This is a genomic window from Sphingobacterium sp. UBA5996 (assembly GCF_002429765.1).
Lineage (GTDB): Bacteria > Bacteroidota > Bacteroidia > Sphingobacteriales > Sphingobacteriaceae > Sphingobacterium.
Window position 1 is genome coordinate 230,761 of record NZ_DJAS01000017.1, and the last position, 13,552, is coordinate 244,312.

At 41.3% G+C, this 13,552-nt stretch carries 8 protein-coding genes; 6 read left to right on the top strand and 2 right to left on the bottom strand.

The window, feature by feature from the left end; all coding sequences use genetic code 11:
* Positions 1–2 precede the first annotated feature (2 nt).
* The 5 genes from B3E00_RS13920 to B3E00_RS13940 all read left to right on the top strand — a co-directional run bounded on the left by B3E00_RS13920 (position 3) and on the right by B3E00_RS13940 (position 8,684).
* Positions 3–3,440, top strand: coding sequence for a TonB-dependent receptor (locus B3E00_RS13920; RefSeq protein WP_293938913.1), 3,438 nt, complete (start codon positions 3–5; stop codon positions 3,438–3,440).
* Positions 3,441–3,451: 11 nt separating this feature from the next.
* A complete protein-coding gene (locus tag B3E00_RS13925; protein ID WP_293884853.1) occupies positions 3,452–5,077 on the top strand; it encodes a RagB/SusD family nutrient uptake outer membrane protein in 1,626 nt (541 codons plus the stop codon).
* 73 nt (positions 5,078–5,150) lie between these two features.
* Complete coding sequence (locus tag B3E00_RS13930) at positions 5,151–6,293, top strand: SusE domain-containing protein (protein WP_293938914.1); 1,143 nt, start codon at positions 5,151–5,153, stop codon at positions 6,291–6,293.
* A gap of 13 nt (positions 6,294–6,306) precedes the next feature.
* Positions 6,307–7,431 (top strand): glycoside hydrolase family 76 protein, encoded by a 1,125-nt coding sequence (locus B3E00_RS13935; protein ID WP_293938916.1) that lies wholly within the window; start codon positions 6,307–6,309, stop codon positions 7,429–7,431.
* A 68-nt stretch (positions 7,432–7,499) separates the two neighbouring features.
* On the top strand, positions 7,500–8,684 hold the full coding sequence (locus tag B3E00_RS13940) for a glycoside hydrolase family 76 protein (protein ID WP_293938917.1): 1,185 nt from the start codon (positions 7,500–7,502) through the stop codon (positions 8,682–8,684).
* A gap of 170 nt (positions 8,685–8,854) precedes the next feature.
* On the opposite strand, the gene B3E00_RS13945 is transcribed toward B3E00_RS13940, so the two are convergent.
* On the bottom strand, positions 8,855–8,992 hold the full coding sequence (locus B3E00_RS13945; RefSeq protein ID WP_293938918.1) for a hypothetical protein: 138 nt from the start codon (positions 8,990–8,992) through the stop codon (positions 8,855–8,857).
* Positions 8,993–9,009: 17 nt separating this feature from the next.
* The gene (locus tag B3E00_RS13950; RefSeq protein WP_293884857.1) at positions 9,010–9,723 is read right to left on the bottom strand and encodes a DUF3667 domain-containing protein; all 714 of its coding nucleotides are present in this window, start codon (positions 9,721–9,723) and stop codon (positions 9,010–9,012) included.
* Between the two features lie 739 nt (positions 9,724–10,462).
* Between B3E00_RS13950 and B3E00_RS13955 the strand changes: the two genes are divergently transcribed.
* Positions 10,463–13,402, top strand: coding sequence for a M16 family metallopeptidase (locus B3E00_RS13955; protein ID WP_293938920.1), 2,940 nt, complete (start codon positions 10,463–10,465; stop codon positions 13,400–13,402).
* Positions 13,403–13,552 lie beyond the last annotated feature (150 nt).

Consider the following 13,552-nt stretch of genomic DNA (forward strand, 5'->3'; position numbering starts at 1 on the left):
AAATGTATCAAAATTATATCAGAAAAAAGGAGATAGCGTATCTGCTATTCCGTAAACTATGGCTTATTATGCGATTGACAACCATAATTATCTTGGTTACTTTTATGCAGGTTAGCGCTACCACCTTTGCACAAAAGGTAACATTAGAATACTCCAACATGAGCCTTAAGAAAATATTTAGGGAACTCAAATCCCAGACGGGATATAATTTTCTGTACACGGAACGGCAGATGGTAAACGCGAAGTCTGTTGACATAAAAGTTAGGGACCGTCAATTGTCGGATGTATTGGACCAGATTTTTAAAGATCAGCCATTGTCTTACCAGTTGGATAATAAGACTGTGGTCATTTATGATAAGCCAAAAGCTTCTATAAAGTCCGCACCGATGGCGTTTACGATGACCCCAAATCAGGTTCCTGTAAAAGGACGGGTGACCAATGACCGTGGCGAACCTCTTGCAAATGTCTCTGTGCGGGTCAAAGGAAATGAATCTATAGGTACTACCACCAATGGTGATGGTCTATTTACGCTCACAAACCTTTCGCCCAAAGCGACCCTGATATTCTCCTCTGTTGGTTATGATGCATTCACCGGGGAACTGTCCTCCCTGCGGACCGATGGATCGGGGCAGCTCAATGTAATCATGAAAAATAGCAACAGTCAGCTCGAAGAAGTTATCGTAATCGGCTATGGTACTACGACACGTCAGCGTGTTGTCGGGGCCGTTGATCAGATCAGTGCGAAGACTTTCGAAAACCGACCTGTAGGCAATGTAACGCAAGCTCTTCAGGGAGCCTCGCCCAGCTTGACCATCCAACAGAAAAGCATGGACCCCAACGATAATTCGATGAATATCAATATTCGTGGGATATCTACCATAAACAGTAATGCACCGCTGGTGGTGATCGATGGAATTATTACAGAAGGTGGAACGCTCAATAAGATCAATCCGGATGATATCGAAACGGTGTCGGTATTGAAAGATGCAGGTTCTACGGCGATATACGGTTCGAGGTCTGCCAATGGCGTTATTTTGGTAACCACCAAAAGAGGACGCCAAAATCAGCGGCCTGCAGTGACTGTCGGCACACAGTGGGGCGTGCAAGAACCCAAAATTTTATTTTCACCGGTTGCAGGATATGAAAATGCGACCCTTCGTAATCTTGCGCTGACCAACTCAGGAATGGATCCTCAGTTTTCACCAGCGGCTATCGCAGACTTATATGCCCATCAGGATATCGAGCGGTGGAACTTGCCGGAAATCATGAAGAACTCTTTCCAGCAAAAATATAATATCAGTGTGGCCGGGGGCGGCGATAAAAGTTCCTATTTGTTTTCAGGCGGCTTCTACAATCAGCCCAGCAACTTTGTCGGACAGGACTTTGGCATTAAGCGGTACAATTTGCGGAGCAACCTCAGTACAGAGATAGGCCGTTTTAAACTGACCTCAATCTTAGCCTATACACGCAACAACAACATGAGCAATACGGCCGGAAGTGCCATTATCAATGCTTCCCGACTTCCTCCTTACTACTACTACCGCATGCAGGCCGATAATGGAAAATACCTTGTCAACAATGCATTGACAGATCAAAATCCTTTGGCTGAACTGAATGAAGGCGGCTATATCAAAAACGATAACGACTATTTTAATATCAACCTGAATCTCGAAGCAAAACTCTTCGAAGGTTTAAAACTGCGTGGTATATTCGGAGCGGACATCTATGCCGATCACCGTTCTATCCGTAGAATCCAGGTGCCACTATATTCCAGTCCGGATGCCACCCAAGCTCAGGTCTACGTCAATTCAGACCGTAATACGGAAGATTTTAACGAAAAAGCTTCCTTACTGAACTTTCAGCTGCTCCTGGATTATGACCGAAATTTTGGCAGTCATCATGTATCAGGTCTATTTGGGGCATCCAACGAATCCTATACACGCCGACAAAACGAACTGAAAATGAAATTTACTGATCCGGTCCTCGGCACACCTACGACAGGGACAGTTATTGACCCTGTGAGTGCCCGTGTAACACCAAATGGGACGCTGCAAAATAGTATCAATTCGATCTTCGGCCGTGCAGGATACGACTTTGCAAGTAGGTATTTTGCCGAATTTAGCTTTCGCTACGATGGATCTTCTAAGTTCTCGAAAGCTAATCGCTGGGGCTTCTTTCCTTCGGGATCCCTCGGATGGCGGGCATCCGACGAAGTATTTATGAATTGGTATAAACAACATGTCGGTAGCCTAAAAATCAGATCTACCTATGGTGTTCTTGGCAATCAGGCCGTAGACGACTACGCGTATTATTTTACCTATGAATCCTATCAGAACAGTTATGGATTTAACAACAAACCTGTTTCTGCTGCGGGATTTAATTATGCTAGTCTGGATCTACGCTGGGAGAAAACTTATAATTTCAATATTGGCTTGGACGCCACTTTCTTCCACGATAAATTAACGGCCAGTTTCGATTATTTTAAAAAGCGTACAGTTGATATCTTGATGTCGCCACAAATACCTTCCACATTCGGAACTTCCTTAAAGAATCAGAATTTAGGTGAAATGAACAATGAGGGCTGGGAAATAAACCTCAGCTACCGGGCTACAACTGGCGATTTCCACCATACGATCAATGCGAATATGGGCGATAGCCACAATAAGATTATTGCGATGCCCGGTGATGACCGTATTTCAACAGTCGATAACATTACTAAATTGACGCGTGTTGGGCTACCTTATAATTCCTACTATGGGTACAAGATGGCCGGATTCTTTCAAAATATCACGGATATTGAAACTTCGGCCTTACCGAGCGGTATTACTGCAGCAGATCTGCGCCCGGGCGATGTAAAGTATGTGGATCGGAATAACGATGGAATTATCGATGCACGGGACCGCTTTGTTTTGGGCAATGGTTTCCCGCGGTTTACATTTGGGCTGACCTATAACCTGAACTATAAAGATTTTGATTTTAGTATGTTCTGGCAAGGGGTAGGCAAGCGCGATATGATGATCCGCGGAGAATTGATCGAACCATTTCATCAGAATTATTCATATACCATTTATCAGCATCAACTCGATTACTGGACACCGACTAATATTGATGGACGCTGGCCACGATTGACTGCAAATGGATCAACAGCATCGACCAACAATTTTGGGAAAGATTCTGATCTCTATCTTTTCAACGGGAAATACGCGCGATTGAAAAATATACAGGTAGGTTATTCGTTGCCAAAAGAACTAGTGTCGAAATTGGGATTGCAGCGCGTTCGCTTTTTTATCAATGCCCAAAACTTGCTGACTTTGAGCAAAAACTCCTGGATAGATCCCGAATCCTCCGAATTTGATTCTAACATGGGTGGTTCGGCCAATAGTGCCCGCAATTATCCGACGTTGAAATACTATGGCGGTGGATTAAATATTCAATTCTAACCTTTTATGTAATGAAACTATATAAGATACTTGTAGGAGGCTTGAGTTTAATGGCAATTCTCCAATTAACATCCTGTAATAAGTTGGATACGCTGCCAACAGACCGCTTTACCGATGAAAATTTTTGGGACTACGCAGACAATGCCGAAAAAATTGTCAATATGGCCTATAATCAGCTGTATTCAGCAGATCGTATGTGGAATGATGAAGCCCTGAGTGATAATATTTTTGAGGGGCGCTCAAACACAGACCAGCGTGCAATCCGTAATGGAACTGCCGATCCGACACTGGGCCGCTTTGGGGCAGAGTGGTCCGATCTCTACGGCGGTATTAAGACCTGCCATGTCTATCTAGAGAATGTGGAGCGTGTACCCGGAATGGACCCGGCACTCAAAAAACGCCGTACTGCCGAGGTGCGCTTTATACGTGCATTTCTCTATTTTAGACTTGTTAATTTCTATGGCGCTGTGCCTTTCTTCACGAAAGATATCTCACTGGAAGAGTCCAAGGCTCTACCACGGACAGAAAAAGCGACTATTATGGCATTTATCCATCAGGAGTTGGATCAATGCATGGCCGATCTACCGAACAAAGATGCTTTACCGGCAGACGACCGCGGCCGGATTACCAAGGGCGCCGCTTCAGCCTTTCAAGCCCGGGCCTACCTGTATGAAAGCAACTGGAATAAAGTAGTGGAGTACTGTGAAAATCTGATGAAAAAACAAACGGAATTTGGAACTTATTCATTATTCCGCAGTTATCCCGAGTTGTTTACTGCAGCCAATGAATATAATGCAGAGGTTATTCTGGATTATGCATATGTACCTCTTTTAAAAACCTGGAATAAGTTATATGATGCAGCACCGATCTCTGCACAGGCACGTTTAAACGGATATGCACCATTACAAAGTCTGGTTGATAATTATTTGACACTGGGCGGAAATACCATTGCTACGGATCCGCAATATAACGACAGTAATCCCTATGTCAACCGCGATCCACGCATGGCTGCAACCATCGTTTTCCATGGCGGACAATGGACAGATTTTGACGGTACAACACGCAAGATTTTTATCAAACCCGGCTCGGGTACAACCGATAAGGAACGGCTCGACGAATATCAGGGTGCCAGTGCCAACGCTTCCGCGACAGGTTATTACGTAAAGAAATACTACGATGTAACAGCAACGGTAAAATACGATGCCGGATTGAACATCATCATGTTCAGGTACGCCGATATCTTATTGATGTATGCAGAAGCAAAAGAAGCACTGGGACAACTGAATGCCGCTGTATGGGACATGACGATCAGACCTATTCGTCAGCGGGCAGGTTTTGAAGCATCAAAAGCGCTGGACTTCCCGACGACCGGGGACCTAAAAACAATTGTCCGAAATGAGCGGAGAAGCGAGCTCGCACTTGAGGGATTGCGTTACTATGATATCATGCGCTGGAAGGCGGGTAAAACTTATTTGGACGGCCAGGTATTGGGCGCTAAATATGGTGGTAACAATAGTAATATCAAACTGGATATCCGTCGATTTGATGAAAGTAGAGACTATCTCTGGTCGATACCACGAACCCAGATCGATCTAAATAAAAATTTATTGCCTAACAATCAGGGCTACTCAAACTAAATTAATTAAAAAACTAGCGCAAACGGCGCATTAAAAAAATGTACGTTTCGAACCATAAATTAATGATAAAGACATGAAATGGTATTTTAAAGTTATAGCAATGGTCGCATTGGCTGCGAGCATCGTCTCCTGTAAAAAAGACGATATGAGATACGCTGACGCAGAGGTGTCTGCTGTTGAGAACCTATATGCCCCTGCAGATGGAAAAGCTGTCAAATTATTAAGTTCCAGCTCCGCAGCGCTGTATTTTGAATGGGAGTCGGCCTTGGTAGCCGACGGTGGGGCAGCTCAATATGAAGTTGTCTTTGACAAGTCCGGCGGCGATTTTAGCAAACCTCTTTACACAGTTACGTCGGATAATAATGGAAACTCAAACGGCGCCAATATCAGTCACAAAATATTGAATCAGGTAGCAACGAAAGCGGGGATCAACCCTGGTGAGAGCGGCGATGTAATCTGGTCTGTGTATGCGATCCGTGGAATGAAACGAGTGTTGAGCAAAGCGAAAAAGGTATTGAACATCAAAACACTGGAAGGCTTTGCGGAAATCCCCGATGAATTATTTATCACTGGAGAGGCAACTGAGGCTGGGACGGATGTTGCTTCATCTTTACCTTTTAAATTGGTAGGGAACGGTGAATATGAGATCTTTACAAAATTGGAAGCCGGTAAAAAATATATTTTTACGGATCGCAAGTCTGCTGAGGGACGTGTTTTCTATTCGGAAGATCAAACCAAAATAAAAGAAGGTGAAACCGGAAGTAACAGCATTGCTAAGACCGCAGTATATCGTATTCGAATAGATTTCAATGTTGCAGCAGTTACCTACACCGAGATCAAAAACATGGGCGTTTATTTCTCGCCATCCGGAGCTGTGGTGTTGGATCTACCTTATCAAGGTAAGGGAATTTGGGCTGCAACGGGTATCATCAATTTTAAACAAGAAAGCTGGGGTCGCGATCAACGCTATAAATTTCAAATGGAAACTGTCAAGGCTGGAAAGGCAGAAACCTTACAATTGGGAACCCAAAATGGAACTGATAGTGCACCTAATAGTTCATCAGCTCCATCTTATTATTTCGTCCGTATATTGCCCAATCTATCGCAGTGGGATGATAAATGGAAATTTGCAGCAGCAGTGGATGGTCATCCAACAAAAATTTCGATGATTCTACAAGGCGACAAGGATTATACACATACCGTGGTACCAAATTAAAGGAGAAGACCTGATGAATAAATTGATTATACTGTCATCCATAGTGTTTCTACTTTTCGGATGTACTAAAATTGAAGACAGCTATACGGAAGAAGACACCGTACAGGAAAGCTGGAAAGCTATTGCAACACAGGTTTCCGATAAGATGATTGCCGGATTTTGGAATGAGTCTGGGTATTTTAACAATGCGATCAATCAATCTGATGTAGGATTTCAATATTGGCCCAATGCACATGCCATGGACGTCGTCATCGATGCCTATTTACGAACTAAAGACGCCAAATACAGTGCCTATTTCAGTAAATGGTTCGATGGTGTAAAGATTAAAAATGGAAACAGCTACTATAATGTGTTCTATGATGATATGGAATGGAATGCATTAACCATACTGCGCTTGTATGAAATTACCAAAGAGCAAAAATACCTCGACACTGTGTTACTTCTCTGGGCGGATATCGTTGGTGCATGGAATGAACAATATGCAGGCGGTGGGTTAGCTTGGCGCAAAGATATGCAGTATAGCAAAAATGCCTGTTCCAATGGGCCAGCTAGTATTTTAGCAGCTCGGTTGTATCGCCTGACAAAAGATGAGATGTATCTCGCTTGGACTAAAAAGATCTATGAGTGGCAAAAAGCAACCCTATACAACCCTTCAACAGGTGCCGTTTATGATAATATCAATGGTCAGTCGGGCAATGTAGATATGACGACGCTTAGTTACAACCAAGGAACATTACTCGGTACTGCGGTTGAACTATTTAAGATTACAAAAGATCAGCTTTATCTGATTGACGCACAAAAAATTAGTTACTACACCATTACCCGATGTATTGATGGAGGGAACAATATTCTACGCGATGAAGGAAATGGTGATGGCGCATTGTTTAAGGGTATATTTATAAGATATTTCGTAGACTATTTAAATCAGGAAGGAATTGATGCAGCCTACCGCAGTAAGTTTGAGAAGTTTTTGGTCAATAATGGTAAAATTGCCTGGACTAAGGGAACAAGTCTACCGACGTTGTTCTTTGGGCCATCCTGGGCGCAGCCACCTATTGGCAACAGTGAAATTACGGCCTATGCAAGTGCAGCCATGCTCTTTGAAGGATTAGCAAGCTATCAAAATAAATTAAAATAATTGAACGAATACAAAGAAGCCTTCGTGATCCAACAGGTTCCGAGGGCTTCTTAAAGAATTATATGCAGATGAAACAAATTACTAAAATAACGACCACTGTATTACTGTCAGGCTTATGCTATCTTACCAGCAATGCACAGCGCAGCAAAGGACAGTCTGCTGAAAGAGCCCAAGAGACTTTAACTGTTATTTATGCTAAATATGGAAATGCCAACAACCAGCTGTTAACAGAGAAATTTCCTTTTGACGAAAGCTTTAAAGCAGACTATCTTGATAATCCCGAACAGGCAGCCGGGCAAAAGAAATATGCCTACCTATGGCCATTCTCGGGAAGCTTTTCCGCTGTAAATACATTGATGGAGCTCCCGAAGAACAAAGCTCTTTATCAAAAGATCCTGGACCAGCGCGTGCTGCCGGGATTAATGGAATATAGGGATCATTCCAGGGAGCCTGTTGGTTATGCGTCCTATATCAATTCTGCTCCAGCATCAGACCGGTTTTATGATGACAACGTTTGGCTCGGAATCGATTTTACCGATAGCTATGTGCAGACAAAAAAGATTGATTACTTAAAGCATGCAGAAGAGATCTGGACTTTTGTGAAAAGTGGTGAAGATGAAAAGCTTGGCGGTGGAATCTATTGGTGCGAGCAGAAGAAAGAGTCTAAAAACACCTGTTCGAACGCTCCTGCAGCAGTATTCGCACTTAAACTCTTTGAAGCAACGAAAGACAAGGAATACTTGAATGAGGGAAGGCGTTTGTATGCGTGGACGAAAGCAGCACTGCAAGATCCAATGGATAACCTGTATTGGGATAATATTCAGCTCAATGGAAATATAGGTAAAGCCAAGTATTCCTATAATTCAGGGCAAATGTTGCAGGTTGCAGCATTGCTTTATAAGCTGACGAAGGAAAAAAAGTATCTCCTTGATGCACAGGTTCTAGCAAAATCCTGTTTAAGCTATTTTTTCCAAACTAGGGATGGGGAAAATTTCCCAATATTAAGGAATAGTAATTTATGGTTCCATGCCGTAATGATGCGAGGGTATGTTAGTTTATTTGAACAGGATGGAAATAGAACCTATCTTGACATTTTTGCTAAAAACCTTGACAGGGCTTGGTACAAAATGAGGGATCAATACGGACTGTTTGACGTTGATTGGACTTTAGAGAAGAAGCAGACGTCTAAGTGGCTATTGGATCAATGCGCTTTTGTGGAAATGTATGGACGTTTAGCGCAGCTAGGGTATTAGTCAAGCTTACTATCGTCATTTACCTATGTTAACGCCGACATAGACATATTTACCTCATTTGTATACTTAGTGGCTAAACAGCAACGTTTTGATTGGGTGCTGTCCAGTTTGTCCGTTACTATCTAAACGGACAAACTGAAAACATACGCTACACCAAAGTTTTTTTACACCTACTTTTTAGCCTCCTTTTTCTCCAGGTATCCTCTAAATAATACCATGAAATAAGCGAGTGCACCAAATACTAAGGTAAGCCAAGGAGTATACGCTACACCTTTGTTAACAATAATCCATCCTCCGATAGTTGTCACAATAGTTATACCTCAGTTTAACCGATCATGTAATCAATGGTTAGACCCAGTAGAAGAACCATTACTGAAAATGTGATTAATCCTAAAACATATGCAGCCAGTGCTTTAAAGTAATTTCCTGCCTTTTTAGCGTCGAAGAATTGTCCTATTGCCCAAGAGCAATATACGATCCCTACAATGCCGCCAACATTAGCAATACGCATATGAGTGACACCTTGCAAAATGGAAAATACGGCATAAATGAGCATGCCCATTCCCATGACAAAGCATAGTAAGATTAATATTTCAAAAAAGTTATAATTATACTTTTTAAAAAATAGCTGAATCCATGCCGCAATAAATACACCCATAATGAGGTTTGCATAACCATAATGCCCCTGTACCCACGCAAACAGTACTCCTGTAGTGGATGGCTTAGCTTCGTTGTAATGGACATATTTGTCTTCAAGATGGAAGAAGTGCGTGATAATGGAGTATATCAACGAAGTCACAATAATGAATATAATCGGTTTGACTAGCCGACTTCGATTTTCCGAAATGTATTTTTTTACATTTTGGCCGGGAGTGATAATAAGTTCTTTGATCGTATATAATATACCCCTTTCAAAATGAAGTACATGCTCAATTTCATGAGTAATGTAATGTGCGTCTATTCTTTTGAGAACCGCTGGCTGTCCGCAGTCTGGGCAAAATTTTGAAGCAATGGTAGTTCCGCAGTTTTTACAGTTCATGTATCAGTGATTTTAGATGAATATAGTGGATTAGCTTTCGGCAGCTCAGGGCCGAAAATCCGCAATGACATTATTATATATTGGCGTGCAGACTGATATAGTGGTTATAATTATAATGGATCTTGGTGAATACTCATGTTTTTTTGCATCTTAAACGATATTAATACTATTTCGTTCAAAAATATTGCAGTTTACACGAAGATTAGCTACACTTAAGTGTAGTCTGCAAAAAAGAATTTTTATTATACGCTATTGTATAATCCAACAAGCCTATATTTAAGATGATATGCAGAGCTTATCCAGTGGTAGCTCGGTAATGAATTGTATTTTAAACAATGGAAAAGAAGCAATCTCTTGAGGATGTGCTCTACATTTCGAACAATCTAAAGAATATTTTTGTTTAAGCCAAACCGATGTTATGATTGCAACCTGATACGATGTAGCTAAGCGAGATATGTAGCATCCTTCTAGTCACTTAAGGTTCATTGCTTAAGGAAGGTTATATTCAAATTTTTAAAATAATACCTTAAGTCGTGATTTTCAAACAGAAAAAAATGAATGGAGATGCTGGTAATTGAAGTTTTTTGCGAATTTATTCTTGTTTTTTTGAATTTTTCAATCCTTTTTCTTGATTTATTAACTCACTATTGTGTTTAAGCTTGTTAATTTCGATTATTGCTGTAAATAATCTTGTATAGATAGTAGCCTTAAGTTGTCAATTAAAAAATCACTTCCAATTATGAATAGAAAATTTAAAACAATAGCCTTTATTTCGCTATTGTTCATTACGACCGGCATCCAGGCCCAAGTAGGCAAATATGTATGGAAAGATTCCACAGAGGGTGGATATACTTATAAGTATGTGACCAACGATCCCGTTCGTACCCGTTTCTACAAACTTAAAAACGGTCTCACTGTCATCCTCAGCCCGAATAACAAACAGCCTCGTATTCAAGCATACATCGCGACCAAGGCTGGAAGTAAAACAGATCCTAAAGACCATACCGGATTGGCGCATTATCTTGAACATATGCTTTTTAAGGGTACCGACAAATTTGGTAGTCTCGATTGGTCGAAAGAAAAACCATTGTTGGATCAGGTTGACAATCTGTATGAGAAATATAATCATACAACGGATGCTAATGAACGGGCGGCGATCTATAAAGAAATTGATCGCGTATCCGGTGAAGCAGCTAAGTATGCGATTCCGAATGAGTACGACAAGCTGATGAGTAGTATGGGCTCCAAGGGAACCAATGCATTTACATCTTTTGAACAGACCGTCTATGTGGAAGACATTCCCAATAATGTGCTCGACAAATATTTAACGGTTCAGGCCGAACGCTTCAGAAATCCCATACTGCGTTTATTCCATACCGAGCTGGAATCCGTCTATGAAGAGAAAAATATCAGTCTGGATAACGACAATAGAAAAGCTATAGAAACTATTTTTGCGGCCATGTTTCCGAAAAATAATTATGGAAAACAAACGGTATTGGGCTCTGTAGAACACCTTAAAAACCCTTCGCTAAAGGCAATACGGGAATATTACACGACCTATTATGTGCCCAATAATATGGGCGTGATTATGTCGGGTGATTTCAATCCCAACGATGTTATTCACCGTATTGACAAGTCGTTTTCCACAATGAAACCTAAAGCTGTTCCAGCCTACACTTTTGAAAAGGAACAAGCGATTACGAGTCCCGTTACTAGAACTGTCATGGGACCTACAGCGGAATATCTGCTGATGGGATTTCGTTTTCCAGGGGCGGCTGATCCTGATGCGCAAATGCTGAATCTTATGGCAAATGTGCTGACCAATGGATCCGCGGGATTGATTGACCTAAATCTAGTTAAATCACAGAAATTATTGGGTGCAGGTGCATTTCCCTACGTATTGAAAGATTATTCGATGTTGATACTTCAGGGGAACCCCGGTGCCGGACAAAGTCTGGATGATGTCAAAAACTTATTGCTGAGCGAGCTTGATAAATTGCGAAAAGGGCAGTTTTCAGATGACTTGCTGACCTCAATCGTTAATAATGAAAAGAAAGCGCAGATCAAGTTATTCGATAACTATAGTAGCACTGCGGAGCAGCTCATGTCAGGCTTCACATCGGAGATTGATTGGGCAAAAGAATTGGGTTATACCGATCGATTATCAAAAATTACTAAAGAAGATATCGTACATTTTGCCAATAAGTATCTTTCTGATGCGAACTATGTTGCTGTCTATAAACAAAAAGGACAGGATGACAAGGTGGATAAAGTATTGAAACCGACTATTACGACGATTACTGTTAACCGAAATGTTGAATCCGCCTTTTTGAAGCAGATCAACGCGATGCCTGAGCAGGATATCAAACCTAAATGGATTGATTTTGCAAAAGATATGTCAACAGCAAAATTGAAAGATATCGATGTGTTGGCCGTTCAAAATAAAAATAATGAGTTGTTTAGCCTTACCTATCATTTTGATTTTGGAAGCTGGGATAATAAATTATTAGGCCTTGCGGTGGGATATTTGGAGTTTTTGGGTACCAAAGATAAGAGTAGCGAAGACTTTAGCAAGGCATTCTACAAATTGGCATCAGACTTTTCGGTCTCTTCGGGAAATGAAGAAAGTAGCGTTTCTGTTTCAGGGATGAATAGTAATTTCGCAGCATCCTTTGCCCTGTTGCACGATCTTATGCACCATTGCGTGGTAGACGAGGGGGCGTTCAAAGCATATATTGAACGCGTCAAAAAGTCGCGGGCTAATGCCAAGGAGAATAAGGCATCCATCATGGAAGGATTAAAAGCGTATGCACGTTATGGCGCCAAAAATCCATTTAATTACACCTACACCGATCAGGAGCTTGACGGATTGAAGGCATCTGAACTCGTAGCTGTGTTACATCATCTAGCAAATGCCAAACATCGCATCCTATATTATGGCCCCCAAGAGGTGACTGATTTAGTGAAAAATCTGAAACCTTTAAAACAACATGATTTACCTTATTCAGCGATTGAGAAAGGTATGAAATTTGAGGAAAAGCCTACAAACGAAAATAAAGTCTTGTTTGCCCAGTATGCGATGAAGCAGGCAGAAGTTTTCTGGGTTCGTAATTCCGGATTATTTGATAAAAACCAAATACCTACAGTGGCTTTCTTTAACGGTTATTTTGGAGGCGGCATGGGAAGTATTGTTTTTCAAACGCTGCGTGAATCCAAAGCTTTGGCCTATACCACTTATGCTTACTATGGACAGCCTCAAAAGAAGCAAAATCACGGTATGGTAGGCGCGTATATAGGAACACAATCTGATAAGTTTAAAGATGCCGTTAGCGGTATGAATGAGCTTTTGAATGAGCTTCCAGAATCAAAGGTAGGACTAGAATCAATTCGCACCAATTTACTAAAGTCGTTGGCAAGTGAACGGATTACTGGCGCAGGCATTCTTTCCAGCTATTTGGCCGCACAACGTCGTGGACTTACAGAAGATGCTAGAAAGATAATTTTTGAGAAGCTTCCTCAGCTGACATTTTCAGATCTAAAAGCATTCCATAACGATAATATCAGTCATAAACCGTATATCTATTGCATTGTAGGCGATGAAAAGGACCTAAATGAAGGCCTGATGTCTGGGTTGGGAAATGTTAAAAAATTAACTCTTGATGAAATATTTGGATATTGATCCAAATAAAAAAATATTCAATGTTTATAGTTTATCGGGGCACATCTATTTTGATGGCCCCTTTTTTATTCATTACCGCCATTTTACGATCAGCTAAAATAGGAACTTTGCGAATTTCAAAGCTAAAGACCAAAAAGTTGAAAGCTGATC